This is a genomic window from Tissierella pigra (assembly GCF_009695605.1).
Lineage (GTDB): Bacteria > Bacillota > Clostridia > Tissierellales > Tissierellaceae > Tissierella > Tissierella pigra.
On the sequence record NZ_VUNQ01000008.1, the window covers coordinates 19,291 to 40,642 of the forward strand.

General features: G+C 29.5%; 24 protein-coding genes. 1 reads left to right on the top strand and 23 read right to left on the bottom strand.

The window, feature by feature from the left end; all coding sequences use genetic code 11:
* Nucleotides 1-5: 5 nt before the first annotated feature.
* Together FYJ83_RS05085 and fusA are read right to left on the bottom strand one after the other, a co-directional pair.
* Nucleotides 6-464: a CtsR family transcriptional regulator gene (locus FYJ83_RS05085; RefSeq protein ID WP_154439255.1), complete on the bottom strand. Its 459-nt coding sequence runs from the start codon at nucleotides 462-464 to the stop codon at nucleotides 6-8.
* 257 nt (nucleotides 465-721) lie between these two features.
* The gene (fusA, locus tag FYJ83_RS05090; RefSeq protein WP_154439256.1) at nucleotides 722-2,785 is read right to left on the bottom strand and encodes an elongation factor G; all 2,064 of its coding nucleotides are present in this window, start codon (nucleotides 2,783-2,785) and stop codon (nucleotides 722-724) included.
* A gap of 223 nt (nucleotides 2,786-3,008) precedes the next feature.
* Between fusA and hisC the strand changes: the two genes are divergently transcribed.
* The gene (hisC, locus tag FYJ83_RS05095; RefSeq protein ID WP_154439257.1) at nucleotides 3,009-4,088 is read left to right on the top strand and encodes a histidinol-phosphate transaminase; all 1,080 of its coding nucleotides are present in this window, start codon (nucleotides 3,009-3,011) and stop codon (nucleotides 4,086-4,088) included.
* A gap of 28 nt (nucleotides 4,089-4,116) precedes the next feature.
* Here hisC and FYJ83_RS05100 read toward each other — a convergent pair whose 3' ends face one another.
* From FYJ83_RS05100 to FYJ83_RS05200, 21 genes are all read right to left on the bottom strand, one after another.
* Nucleotides 4,117-5,280 (bottom strand): AI-2E family transporter, encoded by a 1,164-nt coding sequence (locus FYJ83_RS05100; protein WP_154439258.1) that lies wholly within the window; start codon nucleotides 5,278-5,280, stop codon nucleotides 4,117-4,119.
* A gap of 102 nt (nucleotides 5,281-5,382) precedes the next feature.
* The gene (gene dapG, locus FYJ83_RS05105) at nucleotides 5,383-6,597 is read right to left on the bottom strand and encodes an aspartate kinase (protein WP_154439259.1); all 1,215 of its coding nucleotides are present in this window, start codon (nucleotides 6,595-6,597) and stop codon (nucleotides 5,383-5,385) included.
* A gap of 179 nt (nucleotides 6,598-6,776) precedes the next feature.
* Nucleotides 6,777-7,181, bottom strand: coding sequence for a nucleoside-diphosphate kinase (gene ndk, locus FYJ83_RS05110; protein ID WP_154439260.1), 405 nt, complete (start codon nucleotides 7,179-7,181; stop codon nucleotides 6,777-6,779).
* Nucleotides 7,182-7,269: 88 nt separating this feature from the next.
* Entirely contained in the window at nucleotides 7,270-8,832 is a 1,563-nt protein-coding gene (locus FYJ83_RS05115; protein WP_154439261.1) for a DUF4179 domain-containing protein, read from the bottom strand.
* A gap of 1 nt (nucleotide 8,833) precedes the next feature.
* Nucleotides 8,834-9,286 carry an RNA polymerase sigma factor gene (locus FYJ83_RS05120; RefSeq protein WP_154439262.1) on the bottom strand — a complete coding sequence of 151 codons (453 nt, stop codon included), beginning with the start codon at nucleotides 9,284-9,286 and terminating at the stop codon, nucleotides 8,834-8,836.
* A gap of 153 nt (nucleotides 9,287-9,439) precedes the next feature.
* Nucleotides 9,440-10,051: a DNA-3-methyladenine glycosylase gene (locus FYJ83_RS05125; RefSeq protein WP_154439263.1), complete on the bottom strand. Its 612-nt coding sequence runs from the start codon at nucleotides 10,049-10,051 to the stop codon at nucleotides 9,440-9,442.
* 19 nt (nucleotides 10,052-10,070) lie between these two features.
* Nucleotides 10,071-10,718, bottom strand: coding sequence for a signal peptidase I (gene lepB / locus FYJ83_RS05130; RefSeq protein ID WP_154439264.1), 648 nt, complete (start codon nucleotides 10,716-10,718; stop codon nucleotides 10,071-10,073).
* Entirely contained in the window at nucleotides 10,708-11,082 is a 375-nt protein-coding gene (locus FYJ83_RS05135) for a DUF2500 domain-containing protein (RefSeq protein ID WP_154439265.1), read from the bottom strand. The genes lepB and FYJ83_RS05135 overlap by 11 nt, the downstream gene beginning before the upstream one ends.
* Nucleotides 11,083-11,226: 144 nt before the next feature.
* A complete protein-coding gene (locus FYJ83_RS05140; RefSeq protein WP_154439266.1) occupies nucleotides 11,227-13,305 on the bottom strand; it encodes a methyl-accepting chemotaxis protein in 2,079 nt (692 codons plus the stop codon).
* A gap of 75 nt (nucleotides 13,306-13,380) precedes the next feature.
* Entirely contained in the window at nucleotides 13,381-14,553 is a 1,173-nt protein-coding gene (locus FYJ83_RS05145) for a class I SAM-dependent methyltransferase (protein WP_154439267.1), read from the bottom strand.
* Nucleotides 14,554-14,659: 106 nt separating this feature from the next.
* The gene (locus tag FYJ83_RS05150; RefSeq protein WP_154439268.1) at nucleotides 14,660-14,833 is read right to left on the bottom strand and encodes a hypothetical protein; all 174 of its coding nucleotides are present in this window, start codon (nucleotides 14,831-14,833) and stop codon (nucleotides 14,660-14,662) included.
* Nucleotides 14,834-15,054: 221 nt separating this feature from the next.
* Nucleotides 15,055-15,786 (bottom strand): NAD-dependent protein deacylase, encoded by a 732-nt coding sequence (locus tag FYJ83_RS05155; RefSeq protein ID WP_326828303.1) that lies wholly within the window; start codon nucleotides 15,784-15,786, stop codon nucleotides 15,055-15,057.
* Complete coding sequence (locus FYJ83_RS05160) at nucleotides 15,779-15,985, bottom strand: cysteine-rich CWC family protein (protein ID WP_154439270.1); 207 nt, start codon at nucleotides 15,983-15,985, stop codon at nucleotides 15,779-15,781. The genes FYJ83_RS05155 and FYJ83_RS05160 overlap by 8 nt, the downstream gene beginning before the upstream one ends.
* Before the next feature lie 18 nt (nucleotides 15,986-16,003).
* Entirely contained in the window at nucleotides 16,004-16,372 is a 369-nt protein-coding gene (locus tag FYJ83_RS05165) for a zinc ribbon domain-containing protein (RefSeq protein WP_154439271.1), read from the bottom strand.
* Between the two features lie 20 nt (nucleotides 16,373-16,392).
* Complete coding sequence (locus FYJ83_RS05170; RefSeq protein ID WP_154439272.1) at nucleotides 16,393-16,995, bottom strand: histidine phosphatase family protein; 603 nt, start codon at nucleotides 16,993-16,995, stop codon at nucleotides 16,393-16,395.
* Between the two features lie 11 nt (nucleotides 16,996-17,006).
* A complete protein-coding gene (locus FYJ83_RS05175; RefSeq protein ID WP_216584917.1) occupies nucleotides 17,007-17,597 on the bottom strand; it encodes a class I SAM-dependent methyltransferase in 591 nt (196 codons plus the stop codon).
* 47 nt (nucleotides 17,598-17,644) lie between these two features.
* A complete protein-coding gene (locus FYJ83_RS05180; protein WP_154439273.1) occupies nucleotides 17,645-18,031 on the bottom strand; it encodes a TIR domain-containing protein in 387 nt (128 codons plus the stop codon).
* 54 nt (nucleotides 18,032-18,085) lie between these two features.
* Complete coding sequence (locus FYJ83_RS05185) at nucleotides 18,086-18,682, bottom strand: DEAD/DEAH box helicase family protein (RefSeq protein WP_154439274.1); 597 nt, start codon at nucleotides 18,680-18,682, stop codon at nucleotides 18,086-18,088.
* A 76-nt stretch (nucleotides 18,683-18,758) separates the two neighbouring features.
* Complete coding sequence (locus tag FYJ83_RS05190; protein WP_154439275.1) at nucleotides 18,759-19,568, bottom strand: ABC transporter permease; 810 nt, start codon at nucleotides 19,566-19,568, stop codon at nucleotides 18,759-18,761.
* Nucleotides 19,565-20,458, bottom strand: a complete 894-nt coding sequence (locus tag FYJ83_RS05195) for an ABC transporter ATP-binding protein (RefSeq protein WP_154439276.1) — start codon at nucleotides 20,456-20,458, stop codon at nucleotides 19,565-19,567. The genes FYJ83_RS05190 and FYJ83_RS05195 overlap by 4 nt, the downstream gene beginning before the upstream one ends.
* A 32-nt stretch (nucleotides 20,459-20,490) precedes the next feature.
* Nucleotides 20,491-21,276, bottom strand: a complete 786-nt coding sequence (locus tag FYJ83_RS05200; protein ID WP_154439277.1) for a GNAT family N-acetyltransferase — start codon at nucleotides 21,274-21,276, stop codon at nucleotides 20,491-20,493.
* Nucleotides 21,277-21,352 lie beyond the last annotated feature (76 nt).

The following is a 21,352-nucleotide window of genomic DNA, read 5'->3' on the forward strand; positions in this document are numbered from 1 at the left end:
CCTACTTAAATAAGAATTAATAAAATATTCTTCAATATATTTGCCCTTAATTTATTTCTATTCTCTGCAGTTTCCACACTTAAAGCCCTATCTTCCATTACAGACTTTATAATTTTTCCTTCTCTTTCACTTATAAATTCTTCTTCCACTAACCCATCAATTATATGATATGCCTTATTTCTGGTAATGGATTCACCAATAGTATGTGAAATAATATTATTTATGTCTTCATTTATATCTATTCCTACTTTTATAATCTTAATATACCCACCACCACCTCTTCTACTCTCAATATAATATCCTTTATAGGGTGTAAATCTAGTTGTTAATACATAATTTATCTGAGAAGGAGCACAATCAAACTTTTCAGCTAGCTCATTTCTCTGAATTTCAATTGTACTATCTTCTGCTGCTTCTATCATAGATTTAATAAACCTTTCAATTATATTGCTTAAACCAGACATATCAATTCTCCTCTTCTTGACTTTCTCTGACCTTCCTTTTAAAATATTTGCTCTAAGAATTCGTTAGAGCAAATATTTATTATATTAAGATTATCTACCACTATTATACTATTTATTATCATTTATCATGCTAACTTTTAAATTTACTTTTTTTAGTATATTATATTCAATCTCTTAATTTTATTATAATCATATTTTATATTATTTACAATAGTTTATGTAAAAAGTCCAGCCACAATAGGCTGGACAAATTATTTCTATTCTTTTTCAATTTTTGATTCCGCTATAATCTTCTCTGCAATATTAGATGGTACTTCTTCATATCTTGCAAACTCCATTGTAAAGCTTCCTCTAGCTTGAGTCATAGCTCTTAAATCAATGGCATACTCAAACATTTCAGAGTGAGGTGCTTCTGCAGTAACTTTCTGACTTCCGTCATCCTGCTGTTCCATACCTAATATTCTTCCTCTACGTTTATTCATATCTCCCATTACATCGCCCATATAATCTTCAGGTATAGATATTTCATATTTCATTATAGGTTCAAGCAATATGGGTTTTGCTTCTTCTATACCTTTTTTAAATGCAAGGGAAGCAGCTATTTTAAATGCCATCTCATTAGAGTCTACAGGATGGTAAGATCCATCAAATAAAGTAGCCTTTACATTTACTACTGGATAACCCGCTAATACTCCTTTTTCCAAGGATTCTGAAAGTCCTTTTTCTACTGCTGGGAAGTAGTTTCTAGGAACTGCACCGCCAAATACTTCTTCTGCAAATATAAAGCTTTCTTCACATGGCTCGAATCTTATATGAACATCTCCATATTGACCTGCACCACCAGATTGTTTCTTATGTTTTCCTTGAACAGATGAAGTGTTTTTTATTGTTTCCCTATATGCAATCCTTGGATTAGTTAAATTTACATCTACTCCAAAGGTATTTTTTAATTTATCCACAATAACAGTTAACTGCATATTGCCTTGACCACCTATTAGAAGTTGTTTAGTTTCAGAGTTTCTTTGAACTATAAAAGTAGGGTCTTCTTCTGTTAATCTTTGTAATGCTGTACCAATTTTTTCTTCATCACCTTTAGATTTTGGTTCTACAGCTAAAAATAATGTTGGTTGAGGATATTTAATTTCTTCATAACGAATAGGGTCATTTTTAGCACAAAGAGTATCTCCTGTTTGAGTAAAGTTTAATTTCGCAGTGGCTCCAATATCTCCTGCCTGTATTTCATTAACTTCCACCTGGTTTTTACCTCTAAGTAAGAATAATCCCCCTAGTTTTTCCAACTTATCTTTGGTGGAATTATATAATTCCATATCTTTAGTTATTTTACCTGACATAACTTTAAATAAAGTTAATTTACCAACAAATGGGTCTATAATTGTCTTAAATACAACTGCTGAAAATGGCTGAGAAGAATCCAGTTTTCTTTCTATTTCTTTGCCATCTTTTAATCCCTTAGCTGGCTCTACATCCATTGGTGATGGTATGTATTTTTCTATTGCTTCTAATAAAATGTCTACACCTAAGGCTTTTTCTGTACATCCTATTAATAATGGAACTAAATCTCCATTTTTAACTGCAAGTTTTAATCCTTTATTTATCTCTTCAGCAGTAAAAGCCTCTCCTTCAAAGTATTTTTCCATTAAAGCTTCGTCTGTTTCCGCTATTTTCTCAACTAATTCTTCTTTTATAAATTCTATTTCCGATTTTTGATCTTCCGTAAGACTTACTTCTTTTCTTTGAGTTCCGTTATATTCATATGCTTTTTCATCTATTACATCTATAATTCCTTTAAAATCACTTGACACTCCTATTGGTAGTGTAAATGGTATTATTTTATCTCCAAATTTTGATTTTAATTCAGATACTAAATTATCAAAATCAACTTCTTCTTTATCCATTTTATTTACAAAGATAATTCTTGGAGTTATATATTTTTCTAAGTTTTTCCATGATTTTTCTGTACCAACCTCAATACCTGCAGAAGCATCTACCAATAATATAGAACCTTCAGATGCTCTCTTTGCACCATACATCTCACCGATAAAATCGAAGTATCCTGGTGTATCCAATAAATTAAATTTGAAATTATTCCATTCAACTGGAATAACAGTTGTACCTATGGATACTTTTCGTGCAATTTCTTGTTTATCAAAATCTGATACAGTATTTCCGTCGTCTACTCTTCCCTGTCTTTTTGTTACTCCTGTTGCAAATAGTACTGCTTCAGTTAAAGTTGTTTTACCACTACTACTGTGCCCTAATAATGCTACATTCCTGATTTTATCAGCTGAATATGTTTTCATTATACATTGCCCCCTTAACCAGCATATTTATTTAAAAGATTTTAAAAATCTTTATACCTATTTTACACATTTGACAAAATTTTTAGTTAATTTCATTTAAAGAAATTTAAAAAAGTAGTTACTCTTTTAATTATATCATAAGACATATTATTATCATAGTCTTTTTTTATCCTCTACATATTGATACACTAATATTAGTGTATACTGAAAGGAGATGTTTATATTGTCAATTAGTTTTAGAGAGGAAATCAGAAATTTAAAGGCATACGAACCAGGTAAACCAATAGAAGATGTAAAAAAGGAATATGGTCTTCAACAAGTTATCAAACTTGCTTCAAATGAAAATCCATTAGGTTGTTCTCCAAAGGTTAGAGAGGCAATAGTAAACGCCGTAAATGAACTAGGAATATATCCAGATGGAAATTGTACTGAACTAAAAGAAGCTTTAGCATCAATACATCAAATAAATGTTAATGAAGTATTGCCTAGTAGTGGTTCAGATGAAATGATTGACACAATAGCAAAGGCATATATAAACAAAGACGATGAAATTATCATGGCTGATATTACTTTCCCAAGATACATACAAACTACAGAGATGATGGGCGGTACTCCAGTTATAGTTCCTTTAAAGGAATTTACCTTTGATTTAGACGGAATCTTGAGTAAAATCACGGATAAGACTAAAATTATATGGATATGTAATCCTAATAATCCTACAGGTACAATGATTACAGAAAAAGAATTTGTAGATTTCTTGGATAAAATACCTTCTAATGTTTTAGTAATATCTGATGAAGCATATAGAGAATATGTTACTAGAGATGATTATCCACATAACACTGTAAAACTTTTAAAAGATTATCCTAACCTTTTAGTTATGAGAACTTTTTCAAAGGCTTATGGACTAGCTGGCATTAGAGTAGCTTATACTATTGGCCATAAAGATATTATAGAAACTATAAACAAAGTTAGAGGTCCATTTAATGTAAATACTTTAGCACAGGTGGCAGCAATTAAAGCATTAGAGGACAAAGAATTCTTGGAAAAAAGTTATAATCTTAACCTTGAAGGTAAGAATTACCTTTATAGTGAGTTTGATAAACTAGGATTCTATTATCCACCATCAGAAACAAACCATATATTTGTTAATGTAGGTAAAAATGGACAAGAGGTCTTTATAGAAATGCAGAAAAGAGGAGTTATCATAAGACCTATGGGTGGAGACTTTATAAGAGTATCCATAGGCACTATGGATGAAAATAGATTGTTTATTGAAAAACTAAAAGAAGTAATAGATTAAAAAAGTGGTGAGTTTTACTCACCACTTTTTACATATAATCATCAGTTTCATAAGGTAAATTCTTTTTCTTTAACCTATTTTCTACTATATCTTTAACTATGGAATATATAAGTACAAATAGGGGAACTCCTATGACTAGTCCTATAAATCCAAAAATCTTTCCACTGACTAATAAGGAGAATAAAATCCAAAATGCAGATATTCCAAGGGAATCTCCTAGAATTTTAGGCCCTATTATATTACCATCGATTTGTTGGATAATAAGTATTATAACTATAAACCATAATGCCTTTATTGGTGATACAAATAGAATTATTATTGCAGAAGGTATAGCACCAATAAATGGACCAAAGAAAGGAATTATATTAGTTATTCCTACTATAAAAGATATTAGTATTGTATAGGGCATTTTAAATATGGTTATGACCACAAAGGTCAATACTCCTATAATAAATGAATCCAATATCTTTCCAGATAAAAATCGTCCAAATATATAATTCGATCTACTTGTTAGCTCAGCCAGTCTATTTGCAGTACCTTCAGAAAATGTTGCTCTATTTATCTTTTTAATCATTCCAAAGAATCTTTCTTTATCTATCAATAAATATATAGATACTATAAGACCAATTACTATATTCCATACATAGGATAGAGTATTCTTTACAAAATTCCCCAAAACTGGTATAAGATTTGTTGCGAATTTTATAATACTATCTTTATATGTATTCCATCTTTCCAATAGTAAATTATAATATTCTTCTTGTATTTCGTATTTGTCATTGAAATCATTAACTAAATCAGTTGCCTGACTTACATAAGAAGGAATATCATTAACTAACCCCATTATACTTGATAGTAGTTGTGGAAATACAAAATTAAAAAATAAGAATACAAGTAATGCTACAGTTGCATAAGTCAATAATAATCCTATGGCTCTTTTAAACTTATGACTTTTCTTATTAAAAAAATCTAATTTCAGCATATTATTCTCATAAAACTTCAATATAAAATTAAATAAATATGCCATAATAAAACCTATTATAAAAGGCATAAAAGTTGCTACACTTTCTCCTACCTTAATTTGAAATGAACTTATTTCTGATGCAATTAAATAAAATATAACACTTGCGCAAACCACTAGAAATGAATATACCGATATAGTCGTATATTTAGAATTCCAATTTACTTTCATACTCTCCCCCTAACATTATTTTATAGTCCATTATACCATACTTATAAATAAATATGACAAAAAATTACAGGAACAATAAAAAAATCGTTCCTGTAAAACACTTTATTTACCTAACTCAAAATATCCATGTAATCCGTTTACTGCTCTATTTGTATACTTTGATTCTATTAAGCAAGATATTGTAGTATGTGAGTCTGAGGTTTGTAATATCTCAATATTTTCTTTAGCTAATGCAGCAACTGCCTTCGCCATTACTCCAGGTACTCCACGCATTCGATTTCCAATAAGAGTTACCTTTGTACAGTTTTCCAGCAATTCATATTTAAATCTTAATTTCTCCAATACATCTTCTAGCTTTTTCTTATCTTTTTCATCTATAATAAAAAAGATTTGATTTGGATATATATTTATCATATCTATACTAACTCCTACATTTGCTATACTGTCAAATATTAATTCATGATTATCATAATCGTCTTTTCTTGGAGTTATTTTTACTTGAATTCTATTATTTATATTTGCAACAGATGTAATTATTCTTGTATTTTCATCTATATACGACCTAGTTCTATGATAGTTTGTAATCAATGTACCATTGTAATCAGAAGTAGTATTCCTAATAACTATAGGTATATTGGAACGCATAGCTATTTCTACCGCTTTATGATGGAGAACTTTTGCACCATATTCTGTCATCTGAAATACTTCATTATAAAAGATTGTATCCATTACTTTAGCATCTGGTACTATTTTAGGGTCTGCTGTCATTACTCCGTCTACATCTGTATATATCTCCACTAACTCGGCACTTAAAGCTTCTCCCATTATAGATGCAGTAACATCACTGCCTCCTCTTCCTAAAGTTGTAATATCTCCATTTTCTGTAATTCCTTGAAATCCTGTTATTACAGGTATTTCTCCATTTTCTAAGGCTTCTAGTATTTTTTGAGGATTTACCCTAAGTATTCTAGCATCGGAGAAATTATTATCCGTTATGATTCCTGCTTGCCCTCCAGTAAATACAGAGGACTTATATCCCCTAGCTTTTAAGGTATTAGATAAAACTACAGCCGAAATTATTTCACCACAGGACATTAGAATATCAAGTTCTCTTGTATTAGGTTCTATTCCTGTTGATTTAGCTAAGTTTATTAAGGTGTCAGTTGCATAAGGGTCTCCTGACCTTCCAATGGCAGATACTACTACAACAGGATTCAAATGCTTTTCTATAGCAGCTTCAATTTTATCTATGGCTAATCCTCTTCGTTCCTCATTAATTACAGAAGTTCCACCAAATTTTTGAACAATTATTTTCATCGTCTTCAACTCCATCAAAATTCTATATTCACTTATTATATGATTATTCAGTTATTACTATTTTTGACACTATAATATATAGTCTATATTTAATATCACTATATATTATAGTTTATATTTAATATATTGTGAACTTTTTTATGAAAGATGAAAATAACTTTTTATTCAGCAAAACTTAATTAAAACTCCTCAAACCATAGATTTAATTCTCTTTTAGCAGACTCTAAAGAATCTGAACCATGTATAATGTTTTGTGTAATAGTATTAGCAAAGTCTCCCCTAATGGTTCCTGGAGAAGCTACTTTAAAATCTCTATGACCTATCATAAGCCTCATAACTTCAATTACTGCTTCCCCTTCTACCTTCATTGCCATAACTAAATCTTCAGCAATAAAATTTACTAGCTCATTAAAGAAATCTTTTTCCCTATGCTCCATATAATGATTTTCTACTAATTCTACATTAGGTTTAAACAACTTTGCCTTTGTGATTTTAAAACCTTTCCTCTCAATTCTTCCTATGATTTCACCCATAAGCCCTCTACGAACTCCATCAGGTTTAATCATTATAAAAGTTTTCTCCATATAAACACCTCTATTATATATTGATATTGTAATTATTGGTATTCTTACCCAATTGCATCATAAGTATTAAAAAAAGTAGTGGATACCACTACTTTAACTTAATCTTTATTTTTTTATTGGGATACATAGTATATTCTTGACCATGTATAATTAACTTTTCTGGAATTATTTTATCATTATTAGGTTCTTCATCCCTATTTTTTAATACTAACCTTTTTAATTTGGATATACTCCGTACATAATAATCTAATTCCTTAGGAACTTTTCCTTTTGAATTTCTATATTCAAAATCTAATATTTCCGTATACATGCGAACAAGATCCTTAGCCTTGTCCTTTGCCGTAATTTCCAAACTCGAGTCATTATACTTTCTGTTCCTTCTACTATCTTCTCTTAATATAACCTCAGTATTGGCCTTATTGTATATAATATCTTCAATGATTAATTCGTTGCCATTATATTCTATGGTTTGAGGCAATTTATCTACATCTATATCATAAACCTCCCTATTTTTTGTGGTATATTCAAAACTATCAATTATCAAGCTTATCTTTTTAGGGTCTTCAAGATATAAGGATTCTAGTCCTGCATTTGTTGTTAAATATCCATTATTCTGTGAAAGAGAACTTTTCGAATATAAAGAAGAATATTTATATTTTTTTAGTTTGTTTTTTATAGAAAATCTTACTTGATTTATATAGTATTTCTTTTCTTCGTTATAGTTTTTTATCCTATAATTTATATTAGTTGCCGTAGGAGCTATTGTAATCTTGTCTATGACAACCTTATTTCCATGAAATTCAATACTTTCATTAGGATAATATGATTTGGATTTTATTTTTTTTGCAGGAATCTTTAAATTCCAGTCTCCTTCTATATCTAAGATACTTTCCTCATCTTTATTAAACATAGTATATAAATTACTAATATTAATATCTATATTGCCTTCTTCTCCAATTAAAGTATCTGTATTTATCATAAATCTAGTGGAATTTTCATCTTCCGTATATAAACTTGAAAAAGCAACCATTGAACTCGATTCTTGACGCTCTGGAGTTAATGTATTGTTTTTAGTATATATATTTTCAATATCTCCACCTATTTTAATCGGATCATGATCTTGATTAGCAAAAACAAGTGGTGATAATCTTAAATTGTCTTTTAAATTTTCTACTTTAATAAATATAACAGTATTTAATTCATCCGCTATTACTCCTTCTGCAGTAACTTTAATGTCATTGTCTATTACAGATATATCTAACTTCTGTCCAACTCCAGCATCAAGTAATTTTTCCCATGCAGTAATTGTTACCTCACTTTGTTTTTTCCAACTTTTAAGAAAATCAAAATTATCTGCTGCAATGGCAGTCATTACTAAAGTAAAAGTAAGTATAACCGCAATAAGTATAGTTCTTCTTATACTTCTAATTGGTTTAATTTCAGATTTCTTTAATTTTAAATTTATTTCCTTATTTGTATTAATCATATTTCTCTTTTCTGATAATTTCTCTATGGTTAGTTTAATTTCGTTGTATTCTTTATTACACTGAGGACATTTTTCTAAATGGCATTTTACTTTTTCTTTATCTTCTTTACTTAAATTTCCATCAATGTAATCAATGATTTTTTCTCCTATGAAATTACAATCCATACTATTCCTCCTCTACTAAATTTCTAAGTGCCTTTACCCCCCTATATATCCTAGACTTTACTGTACCCATTGGAATATCTAATATATTGGATATTTCTTCTTGGCTATATCCTATTATATATTTAAGTATAATGACCTCCCTAAATATTTCATCAACAGAATGGATTTCCTGAAAAAAATTATATTCATCACTATAATGACCGTGTATTTCTATATATTCTTGGAGAACTTCTCTTTTTCTCTTTCTTAAACACTGCCTGCATTCGTTAATTAAAATAGTAGTAAACCAAGTTTCAAAGAGATTAGTATCTCTTAAACTTTTAATATTTTCATAGACTTTTATCATAGTATTTTGAAGTATATCTTCAATATCTTGATGATTATAGACATAAGACCAAGCTATTTTATAAAACTTATCTTGTCTCTCCATAACCCAAGTCATTAGATTTTCCATATCTCTTGATTTTATTTTTTTTACTAATTTTTTATTACTCAGCTTAATTATACCTATCCCTCCTTTCCCTCTACTAATTAGATGTATTTATATGTATAAAAGTTCCCATAAAAAAATAAAGAGCAAAATAATTTTGCTCTAATGTTTTGATGATTATTTTTTTGATACAAATGGATTATCTTTAATATAAAATCTTAGTAAATAATCCTTTGCCATTGTTGCATAATCTATATTTATTCTTTTACTTCTGACAATTTTATCTAAAGATAGTCTTGGTGAATCTTCTACCCAAATCTTTTCACTTGTTACTAAATCTAAGCCATAATCACTTTTAGTCATACCATATGCCATTACAAACTTAGCTGGTCCATTAGTTAGATTGATTATTTCTTTTCTTGGAGGATTGTTAAATTCCTTTTTATATCTGTTTTCATACATCTTATCTATACCTTCTATTGGCTCTATAGCTCGAATTAATGCTGCCCCATGAATACCTTTCTTTTCTGCAACTATATTAAATAAAAGATACATTCCATATATTGTGTAAATATAAATATGTCCACCAGCTTCATCTATTATTTTGGTTCTGTCAGTAATGCCCTTATTAAAATGAGCACCATCATCTTTAGCATTTATATAAGCCTCTGTTTCCACTATTCTTCCTTTATATATATTTCCTTTATCATTATATACTAAAGTCTTTCCAAGTAAATCTCTAGCAACTAAAATAGTGTTTCTTTCATAGAATTCTCTCGTTAATCTCATGTAAAACTTCCTTTCAAATCTATGATACCTTACTAATGCTCTTTAATGGCCAAATTCTAAAGGTTACTTTGCCCTTTACTTGACTATAGTCTATTAATCCTAAGTCTCTGCTATCAAGACTATGTTCTCTATTATCTCCTAATACAAATACTTTATCCTCTGGAATAGTCAAAGGATAGCCTAAATCTTCTCTTGCAAAGGTATTTCCTTTTATATAATCTTCTTCTAACTTATGTCCATTTAGGTAAACATCTCCATCTTTAATATCAATAATATCTCCAGGTACTCCTATTACTCTCTTAATTATATATTTTTCATCTATATTATTAGTAAACTTATTTAATATATTAGTTATAATATCTTTACCTTCATTAATGATATTTTTAACTATTCCTCTTTCTTGTCCTTCATATCTATTTATAATAACAATTTGATTTCTTTTAGGTGCTGTAAAATTATATCCTAATTTATAGTTAATTACCCTTTCATCTTCATAAAAAGTAGGTTCCATTGACTGTCCCTTTATTCCAGTTAATGAAAATATATTTCCAGAAATAAACAAGGCTATTATAATTGTTAAAATAATTGTTGTTAACCAACTTATTACCTCTCTAATAAAAACATTTCTTCTTCTCTTTTGATGTGATACAAATAAATTACTCTTCATAACTAGTTTTTATCCTTTCAAAATTTTGGTATCTTGTTCCTTGAAATGTAAGCTTTCCAATATCGCCTTCAGCTAACTTTCCATATTCTTTCCCCGAGATATGAAACTCCATTCTATCTCCACTTTCTACTTCAAAAGTAGCATAATAAGTAGTATCTGCTGTTGAGTGAATATTATTGTCATTCGTATGATTGTGCCTACTTACATTGGTTCTTTTAGATACCACCTTAGCCGCCACTGTTAAAACTGGTTGCTGATTATTTGAATGCCATTGTCCAATTCCCTTTACAGCAGTAAATATAAATATTCCAAATATAACTATAAAAAATATTGGAACTATTAATCCTATAAAAGAAAAATACATTGTAATCCCTCCTTCTAATTTATTATATCACAAATTTTATTAATATAAAAAAGCTTATATTGAAATATTAACAATGCAGATTTTCTTGAAACCCATAAATAGTTGCCATAAAAAAACTGAATAGGAAATCCTATTCAGTTTTTATTATAACTTAAATCTATTAACTAATTCATTTAATTTTTCTATTGTGTGAGCTAAATTGTCTGTGTTATTTGATATATTTTCCATAGTTGCAGCTTGTTCTTCCATAGATGCAGATAATTCTTCCGTTGAGGCTGCTGTTTCTTCTGTTACTGAAGATATGCTCTGAATAGCCAATATTACATCTTCCTTATCATTATCTACAATCTCTAATCTTTGTTCTAACTGAGTAATCGCCTCCATAGATATACTTATGGCTGAATTGATTTCTTCAAAGGCCTTCTTAACCTCCGATAAAGTTACATTAGCCTCATTTAAGGCAATTTCAGATTCGTCCATATTCTCTTTTGTATTTTCTACTTCAGATTGAATAATACTTAATATTCCTTCTATGTCCCTAGTAGCATTTCCTGTTTGTTCAGATAGCTTTCTGATTTCTTCAGCTACTACAGCGAAACCCCTTCCAGCTTCTCCTGCACGAGCTGCTTCTATAGCCGCATTTAGGGCCAAAAGGTTTGTCTGCTCTGAAATTCCAGTTATAATATTTAAAATGTTTCCTATTGATTTAGACTTTTCTAGTAAAGAATCAATATTCTTTACTACAGAATTAGTAGACTCATTGGTTATATTAAACTTTTCTATCATTTCATCCATTGATTTTAATCCATGTTGGTTCATCTCTTGAGCTTTTATAGAACTTCCAACTACTGTTTCTCCATCTACTACTGCCTCTTTTATTTCATTAGCTAACTTATATAGTTTCTCTGAGCCTGTTTCTGCATCCGATGCTTGTCCCATAGAGGCTTCTGCTAATTCCTCCACAGTTCTAGCCACATCACTTATAGACTGTGCAGTATCTTCTGTAGCAGAAGTTAAACTATTAGTGTTCTCAACAATATTTGTTGTGGTTTCTTCTATTGCACTTATTATTCTTCTCATTTCTTCTCTTAAAAGCCCAGTAGCTCTAAAAATAGAACCTACTTCATCTTTTCTATTAAATAAAAGTTTTATCTTCTTGGTCTCTTCAATATCTGTTAAGTCCAATTTTGATGTAGTCTCTATTACTTCAGTAATAAATACTATTGGGTTAGAAATCATTTTTCCCATAACAAAGGATATAATAGCAGCTAGTATAGATGCTACCAATACAACCCCTAAAATAACATAAACTGTACTGTACATCTCCTTTAATATTTCAGTTTTAGGAACTGTTAAGACTATTATCTTTCCATCATTTAGTTTAGCAAAACCCATGATTTTACTTTCTCCACCAAATTGCATATCTTTGGTTCCAAAATCATTGCTTCCAATCTCATCAGCTATACTGCTATATATTCCACCGTCTATAGTTTTAAAATTGCTGCTACTATCTAAAGTAGGATGAACTAAATAGTCATAATCTTTATTAAGTAAAAATCCATATCCCGTATCATATAATTCTATTGCTTCTATACCTTTTATTAAATCTCTTACACGTAAGTCTACCCCTATTACTCCTAATGTTTCATTATCTACAACAATAGGAGCTGAGTAGGTCATTACATTAATATTTCCATGGTTTAAATAAGGGTCTCCCCATATTCCTTCTCCTGCTTTTATAGCGTTATAATAGAATGCAGCTTCAGCATCATCTTGACTCGTACCTGCTATATCTGTTGGTAGCCCTTGAACCAAAGTACCATTATCATCTATCCCAATCCAAGTCCCTTCTGTTTTTCCTGTGTATTTTGGATCTATGGCTATGTATATTCCAGCACATTTCTTAGTTGTCCTAGATGTTCCTCTGACAACAGGTCTTAAAATAGTGTCACTATAGTTAGCTAAATAGTCCTCTTCATTTAATCTATTTGTATCTATAGTCCCACTAACTAATTGGTGTAAACTGTTTAGAGTTCCCTCATATAAAATTAAGTCCTTATTAAATTCTTCAGCATATATTTGTGCTGTACCAACAAGATTCTTTCTTGCCTCTTCTTGAATTACACTGACACTTTTAAATACACTGGTGACTCCTACTACTAAAGACATAGCTATGGAACACATTAAAACAGTCACTACAATTCTTGTACTAATTTTTTTCAATGGCTTCCCCTCTTTCTATTTTTAATTCAAAACAATATTACTATTATCGACAAATTATTATATTTATTTAGTATTTTAGATATATTTATCCAAGTTTTCCTTTAATTCTTTCTCAATATATAAGTCCTTTAAATTCCAAAATTCCTTAAACTTTCTATATTTATCTATGGCTTCTTCCTTATTTTTATCATTGGTTCTAGTAGCCCTTATTAAAATATTTTTAGGTGTATGTTCCATATCTATAAACTCCAGTAATTGAACATTATAGCCTAAAATTTCTAGTATATTGGCTCTAAGGCTGTCTGTCACTAAGGATGATAGTTTTTCTTTTATTATTCCATGACTCAGCATAGGTTCCAATATCTCATTCTCAATCTTATTATAAAATTCATGTTGACAGCAAGGAACTGAAAGTACAGTTTCTGCTCCCCAATTTATAGCCTTGACTAAGGCTGCATCTGTGGCAGTATCACAAGCATGCAGAGTTACTACCATATCTACCTTGTCTATCCCCTCATAGTCTCTAATATCACCATGGATAAACTTTAATTTATTATAATTTAAATCGTTAGCAACCTGATTGCAAAAAAGAATTACATCTTCCTTTAAATCTAGCCCTATTATATTTATATCTAAATTTAAAATATTAACTAAATAGTAGTAAAGTGCAAATGTTAAATAAGATTTTCCACATCCAAAATCTATAATATTAAGGGTATTTTCACTACTCATCTTTGGAATCACATCAGCTACCATTTCTAAAAACCTATTTATCTGTCTAAATTTATCATACTTCTTGGCTACTACCTTTCCCTTTTCAGTCATAACCCCAAGTCTTACAAGAAAATCAACAGGTTCTCCTTCTTGAATTATATAAGATTTTTTTCTATTATGGGATAAATCTAAATCTTCTTTTGTGGGTTTTTTCTTCAATATATTTACTTTACCTTTTTTGCTTATTAGTATTTGATAATCTGCTTTTTTTGTAAATATTATTCCTTGTTTAAATTCTTCATCTAAAAGCCTTCCTATTTCTTTTATGGATTCGTTCAACTCAAGATTTTTATGTATTACCTTAGTCTTATATTCATAAGTAAATTGTAATTTCACATCATCTTTTATAAGAACAGGCTTCATGGTTACCTTAGTAAAGCCATCTTCACCTTTCTTTCTTAAATTACTAATAACCCCATATATAATTTCATTATTCAATATAATTTCATCAAGTAAAATTTTTATATCATCCATTTTATCTCTCCTATTATTTAAAATAAGCTAATGAAAACTCACTAGCTTATTACATACATTTTACGTCTATTTCAAATTTTACTATATAGTCCAATTATTGTCTAGATTAATCCTTTGCTCGTTCTATATATGTTACTATGGCAAAAAATACATTTCCCTCCTGATTATATTCAATATCTACAATCTCCAATATATTTTCTTCATTTTCAGTTATCCAAGTGTCTACCTTATCTTTAATGGCAGAACCATCTTTATAGTCTACTATATACATATATTTCATTATATCACTCCTAATATAATATTTATAATTATTATATTAGATATATATGAGGAAATTGCTTAGTATTTATTTGATTTATTAATTATGATAAATTTCATAAATATATTATCTTCTATATCTCACAAATAATTACTATTCTAAATTCTAAAAATGGTTTTACATATTGAATTACTCTTAGCTCAGGATAGTTTTGATATGTATTTTATCATTTATTCCACCTTTTATAATATTTTGTTTAATGTTTCTCCAATATTACTATTAAATGTAAGCATTGCTTTATTATCATATTGTGTTTCTGATTTATTGATTAAAATCAGGTTATTTTTTCTATAATACTCAATTAGACTTGCTGCTGGATAGACAGTTAGAGATGTACCACCTACAATTAAAACATCTGCATTTATTATATATTCTATGGATTTATTTAATATATCCATATCTAATCCTTCCTCATAAAGAACTACATCTGGCCTTACAATTCCACCACATTCATCGCATAATGGAACTGACAATGAAGAAAGTATATATTCTAAGGGGAAAAACTTATGACATTTCTCACAATAATTTCTATGTACTGAACCATGAAGTTCTAATACATTTTGTGAACCTGCTATTTGATGAAGTCCATCAATATTTTGTGTAATAATTGCTTTAAGTTTTCCTCTCTTTTCTAATTCTACTAAGGCAATATGAGCCATATTAGGCTTTGCATTATTATAAATCATTTTAGTCTTATAAAACTCATAAAAATCTTCAGTATCCCTTTTATAACAAGTATGGCTTAACATATATTCTGGAGGATATTTTGAATTTTTAGATGTAGTATATAATCCTGTTGCAGACCTAAAATCTGGTATATTACTTTCTGTAGATACACCAGCCCCACCAAAAAATACTATACTGTCACTGCTATCTATAATTTTTTTTAATTTATCTATAGTCAAATCATTCACTCCTATATTTTTCAACGCAAGATTTACAAATACACGCTTTTCCTCTTTTTTCCTCTGGAATCATTTCTAAAAGCTCCTTTGGAATTGTAACACTAAAACACCAACATTTCTCATTATGCTTGCAATTATTATTTTCCCCACAAATAGGGCAAGTAGTTTCCTCAGTATGAGCTAAGGGTTTATCTAAATTGTTACACATTTTTGTATCCCCAATCTATTAAAGTTTTTTCCCACATTTAGGACAATATTCAAAATCATTATTTATAATATATCCACAATTAGAACAAAACCTTTCTTTGCTATAATTAACATTCAGAGGTTTTAATTCAGATTCTTCAATTTTACTTTTTTGTCCTCGTTCTATTGCTTTGCCTAAATCATTGTCTATAGTATATAAACTACCACAACATACACTTCTTACATAATATTTTTTATTCCATTTAATAATTGGAATAAAGAATAAACTAAAGAATGTATACGTCATAAATACCTCTAATCTTCCATAAGAACCACAACTTGTACAAACTATGGTCTGTGCAAAATCGATATTTTTTTCCTTTGTGGAAATTCCAAATACAAAAAACATTTTTCTGTTCTCCTATTCTACTAATCTAAATGAGATATATCGCCTTCTAGTATCATATTGATTTTATCATCTGTTACCTCTACTACTGTAAGTGAAGTACCATGTAAAAAGGGTTCTCGACTCCATAGTTCTTCTAAGGCATATCCCTTTATGATAGCATAGATGACTTTAATAACCACAGCATGAGAAACTATTAAGATATTCTCTGCCTCTTTATTGTCTACTATCTTAGTTAACACATCTTTTACTCTTTTGAATAATTCATCAAAACTTTCCCCTTCAATGGAATTATATAGATGAGGCTTGTTCCAAAAATTAAAATGTTCTATTGGATATAGTTCTTCTATTGTAGTATGCTCCATACCTTCCCATTTTCCAAATCCCATCTCTTTAAGGGAATCCATTAAGATTATTTCTTCATCTTCTTTGATATATTTTGCCGTATCCACTGCTCTTTCTAAAGGACTAGAGTATATATAATCAAATTGAACATCCTTTAATCGTTCTCCCAATTTTTTCGCATCTTCAATACCCTTTTCAGTTAAATTGGAATTCTTCCATCCCTGCATTCTTCCTTCTTTATTCCACTGAGTTTCACCATGTCTAGTTATATATATTTTCATTTCTCTGCCTCCTATGTTGTTTTAAACTCACTGCTTTTCTTTTTTAAAATATAAGTTACTAAAAAACCTCTTTTACTGTCATCTTCAATATATTTTATCAATTGAAATGATTTTTTTAGCATTTCAATATCCATCGGTTGAATCAAGTCTTGTTTTCTTATTCTTTCATCTACCTTGTGTTTATACCCAAAACCAGATATAAATAAAATTCCATCATCTGATATATGACTTTCAATATCTACAAGATTTTCCTCGCTCAATCTATAGTGGTTAATTACAATATTATCAAATATACCAATATCTTTTAATCCACTGGGTTTACTTAAATCTATTTGCCGTGTTTCTATAGAATGATTTGATTTTTCTGCAAATCTTTTTAAACGTTCTAGGGCATTAAGGCTAAAATCAACACCTGTAATTTTAAACCCATTTTCAAGAAAAAACAAGGCATTTCTACCATCTCCACATGCTATATCTAAAACAGAACCTTTTTTAAAACAATTAATATTGTCTATCAATACACCTTCTGGACTTAAGGGTTTATCATTTCTTTGCTTAAATCTTTCATCCCAATATTCTTTATTTCCCATGTATTCCAACATTTTCTCCTCCCATAAGCTTTAGTTAAAATATATACTACATTCATATTCTAAAGCTTACTAAGTAAACTATCTATATCTTCAATATTATTATAAAAAATTACTTTTCTAGAGATACCTTCTAGGGTTTCAGAAATGTCTGCCCTTATGTCTGCTATGGTGATAATTGGTATATTCCGTGCAAAGGCATATCCTGCTTCAATCCCTAGACCTACCCCCTTTTCACTTAAATCAATAACAACTAGATCACATTCATCAATTTCTTTAAATGTCAATTTCATTAATTCCTGTGGATTATATTTAACTTGATGATTTTGTATATCTCTGACAATACAACTAGTTCCATACCCATTTCTTTCAAGGGCTGATGAAATCTTATTAATAATTTCCTTGTTTCTATAGTCTTCATAGTATTTAATTCCAATATATGCTTTCATAAGCCTTATCCTCCACTTATTCAACAGATAATCTTCATAAGTAAATCTATAATATCACTTCAATATTCTAATATGTCTAAGCCATATTTTAGTTTTATCTAGCCTTTTCTTAACTAGATTTCTCTCATCAGGTAATAAATCAATATCACATGATTCACCTATATAATCAACCACCTCATAAATTGTCATTTTATTTGTATCAATATACTCTTTAAAAATAGGATTAGATAAATCTTCTATACATCTATTAATCTGCTTAGCAGCCCATGAATTACTGCTATCACCTCTTTTTCTCAGTCTTTTTATTAAAGTCTCCTTATTAGCTACTAAAGTAAAATGTTTAATGTCTATATCTTTTCTCCTCAATCTTTCAAGTATTTCAGTATAGTATAGTTCACTTGTTATTGTCATAGGAACTATAATTATCCCATCATAATGTATACTCATATATTCAAGCATTTGATAATTAAAATCCCTCCAAATGGTAAAATCTTGAAAATCGCTTAACTTTAATTTATTAGGTATATTATCTCGAATAAAGTATCCTGCTTCCTCTGGATCGTATACATATGAATTCTCTATTCTTCTATTTAATTCATATGCTGTATTTGTTTTTCCACTTCCAAATGCTCCGTTAATCCAAATTATCATAGGATACCTCCATATTTTTTATATTCTAAGCCTTTTTTCAGTAGTTATCTTTGATTATGATTTCGCCTTCCTATCCTTATAAAAATATTGCACCTAAGATAAATGGAAGTATTGCACCTACAGCCCATATCTTTCCTTTAGATTTTGATGTATTGTTGTTATCCAACTTAAATAAATACCAAGATAAATAATAGCTTATTATACCAGAAGCCATAAGTAATCCTAAAGAAATTATAGGGCTAAAGGAAAAACTCCCTTTTGTTACCAATGCTTCATAGGCATCCATTGCATAAGTTGTAGGAAGAAGCTTACTAAATCTTCCTACAGATTCTGGTAAAAAACTAGATGGAAACATCAATCCCCCTATTAGCATACAGGGTAAAAATAAGGCCTGTGCCAAAATTACAGTTAAAGATGTACTATCGGCTATAATACCAATTAAAAGAGCTAAACCAGAAAATGTTATGGCAGAAGCTATAAAAACTATAATCAAGCCTAAAATATTCACTGGTAATTCAGCATTATATAAGATTGGAGCTGTTATTAGTATTATAGCAGTTACTATTATTGTATGTAATATAGTAGAAACAGTTGGTATAGCAAGCATTGATAATTTAGATACTCCATTGATTTTATAAGATCTAAAAATACCACTGTTTCTTGATGTTACCAAAATATTTGGCATCCCTAAAACTGTACTGACCAATATGTTGAATATCATCATTGATGGTATTAAAATACTAATATACTGTGGATTTAGTTTTGGCATAATAGCTCCGATTACAAAATAAAATCCAAGGGGAAATATATAATTCATAAGTAGTAGCTCCTTGTCCCTTAAACCCGATTTTAAATTAAATAGAAAGTGTATTGAAAAGGCTTTCATTGTATCCCTCCTATTGAAGTTATCTCTAAAAATCTTTCCTCTAGAGATGGTCTTTCTACTCTAAGATCGATTAAACTATCTCCTTTTTCTTCTATTACATTCATTAATTCCATTACCTTAGTACCAGGTTTATCAGAATAAAAAACATAATATTCATCAACAACTATATCTGTAAGGTCCACTAAGGAAGTTCCCACTGTTCTGACTGAAATCTTAGTCTTCGATGAGCCAGAAGCTACTATCTTCTTAGGTGTATCTATAATCATGATTTTACCCTTCAATAAGATTGCGATTCTATCAGCCATTTTCTCAGCCTCCGCCATATCATGGGTTGCTAGAACTATAGTAGTTCCTTGGCTCTTTAATTCTTTCATCAAAGTATGCAGTTCCACCCTAGATTCTACGTCCAATGCAGCTGTAGGCTCATCTAAGATAAGTATCTGTGGATTGTGACATACTGCCAAGGCTATTAATAGTCTTTTCTGCTGACCTCCAGACAACTGGCTATACTGAATATTCAATTTATCCCAAAGGTCCATTCTCTTTATCAAATCATATCTCGGCTGCACATTATGATAGGCTGAAAATAACTGCATTGCTTCTTTTACAGTTATTGTTGATGGTAATCCCGATGATTGAAGCTGTACCCCTATTAAATTCTTTAATTCCTTAGAATTCTTTGACGGATCTATTCCCATAATATCAATTGTTCCGCCATCAGGAATTCGTAAACCTTCAAGACATTCTAGGGTACTTGTTTTCCCTGCTCCATTAGGTCCTAGTATCCCAAAAATCTCCCCTTTATTTACTTCAAAGCTTATTCCATCTACAGCTATAAAATCTCCATAGGTTTTTGTAAAGTTACTTACTTTTATTGCTAGATTACTCATAATATCCCCCTCTAATAGTATAAGTTTATATATTACTTCCTCAAAACATGCCAAATATCATTTCCAGTAAATCCACAGCTTCTATATAATCTTTCTGGATTCGTTGTATTATCTACTTCCCCTGAAACTATAGTGAAATTAGCATAAGGTTCTAATCTTTTTAATAACTCTGTAACCAATACCTTGCCCAATTTCTTACCATGATAAGATGGAAGTACTTGAATCCATTCCAAAGCGCCTTCCTTTATATTCATATCCAATTCGGCTATTCCAAGGGCAACAGGTTTTTCTGTTTTTTTCTCTATTATCCATATCCATAAATCTTTACGAAATACAGCATGATTTATCCATTTAGTTACTTCATTGATATTTGGTTTTATATCATCATAGCAATTACATATTAAATCTGAAACCATAGATACTTCTGTATTAATATCAACATCTCTAATATAGTAATCTTCTGGTATCTGAATATCTACAATATCTTTATTATTATGTATTAGTTTAAAATATGATTTTTTGCTCCTAAATTGTTTTTTTATACTCTCATTAATTTGAGACTCATGGACTATAATCATATTAAATAGTTGTAAATCTTCCTCATCTATATTTATATGATTCCTATCTTTATTCCAGAATGTATATAACATATTATCATTCCAAAGTTTTAAACTTTTAAGCTCAGCTTTTTCCATAGTATAATCGCTATAAAAATTATTAATCTGTTCAAGTGTTTTCCACAAAGCAGTAGCTTGAATCCTGCATGGATTATGTACATAGGCTAAAGCTAATGCCTCTGAAAGTAATTGTATCTTCATTAAAAACCCCCTCCTTAATAAGCTGAAGCAACTGTTATATAAATTATACAATATTTAAACAATAATTGTTAGAAAA

Excerpts from the sequence above, each read along its gene's own strand:
- ndk (WP_154439260.1), bottom strand. The coding sequence starts at position 7,181 with ATGGAGAAAACTTTTATAATGATTAAACCTGATGGAGTTCGTAGAGGG.
- dapG (WP_154439259.1), bottom strand. The coding sequence starts at position 6,597 with ATGAAAATAATTGTTCAAAAATTTGGTGGAACTTCTGTAATTAATGAG.
- FYJ83_RS05145 (WP_154439267.1), bottom strand. The coding sequence starts at position 14,553 with ATGGATGATATAAAAATTTTACTTGATGAAATTATATTGAATAATGAA.
- FYJ83_RS05195 (WP_154439276.1), bottom strand. The coding sequence starts at position 20,458 with ATGAGTAATCTAGCAATAAAAGTAAGTAACTTTACAAAAACCTATGGA.
- FYJ83_RS05175 (WP_216584917.1), bottom strand. The coding sequence starts at position 17,597 with ATGTTGGAATACATGGGAAATAAAGAATATTGGGATGAAAGATTTAAG.
- fusA (WP_154439256.1), bottom strand. The coding sequence starts at position 2,785 with ATGAAAACATATTCAGCTGATAAAATCAGGAATGTAGCATTATTAGGG.
- FYJ83_RS05150 (WP_154439268.1), bottom strand. The coding sequence starts at position 14,833 with ATGAAATATATGTATATAGTAGACTATAAAGATGGTTCTGCCATTAAA.
- FYJ83_RS05200 (WP_154439277.1), bottom strand. The coding sequence starts at position 21,276 with ATGAAGATACAATTACTTTCAGAGGCATTAGCTTTAGCCTATGTACAT.
- FYJ83_RS05160 (WP_154439270.1), bottom strand. The coding sequence starts at position 15,985 with ATGTGTAACAATTTAGATAAACCCTTAGCTCATACTGAGGAAACTACT.
- FYJ83_RS05115 (WP_154439261.1), bottom strand. The coding sequence starts at position 8,832 with ATGGATTGTAATTTCATAGGAGAAAAAATCATTGATTACATTGATGGA.
- FYJ83_RS05125 (WP_154439263.1), bottom strand. The coding sequence starts at position 10,051 with ATGAGATTAACGAGAGAATTCTATGAAAGAAACACTATTTTAGTTGCT.
- FYJ83_RS05185 (WP_154439274.1), bottom strand. The coding sequence starts at position 18,682 with ATGATAATTTGGATTAACGGAGCATTTGGAAGTGGAAAAACAAATACA.
- FYJ83_RS05180 (WP_154439273.1), bottom strand. The coding sequence starts at position 18,031 with ATGAAAGCATATATTGGAATTAAATACTATGAAGACTATAGAAACAAG.
- FYJ83_RS05085 (WP_154439255.1), bottom strand. The coding sequence starts at position 464 with ATGTCTGGTTTAAGCAATATAATTGAAAGGTTTATTAAATCTATGATA.
- FYJ83_RS05120 (WP_154439262.1), bottom strand. The coding sequence starts at position 9,286 with ATGGAAAATCTAATGACTTGGGTTATGGAGAGACAAGATAAGTTTTAT.
- lepB (WP_154439264.1), bottom strand. The coding sequence starts at position 10,718 with ATGAAGAGTAATTTATTTGTATCACATCAAAAGAGAAGAAGAAATGTT.
- FYJ83_RS05170 (WP_154439272.1), bottom strand. The coding sequence starts at position 16,995 with ATGAAAATATATATAACTAGACATGGTGAAACTCAGTGGAATAAAGAA.
- FYJ83_RS05190 (WP_154439275.1), bottom strand. The coding sequence starts at position 19,568 with ATGAAAGCCTTTTCAATACACTTTCTATTTAATTTAAAATCGGGTTTA.
- FYJ83_RS05165 (WP_154439271.1), bottom strand. The coding sequence starts at position 16,372 with ATGTTTTTTGTATTTGGAATTTCCACAAAGGAAAAAAATATCGATTTT.
- FYJ83_RS05135 (WP_154439265.1), bottom strand. The coding sequence starts at position 11,082 with ATGTATTTTTCTTTTATAGGATTAATAGTTCCAATATTTTTTATAGTT.
- FYJ83_RS05100 (WP_154439258.1), bottom strand. The coding sequence starts at position 5,280 with ATGAAAGTAAATTGGAATTCTAAATATACGACTATATCGGTATATTCA.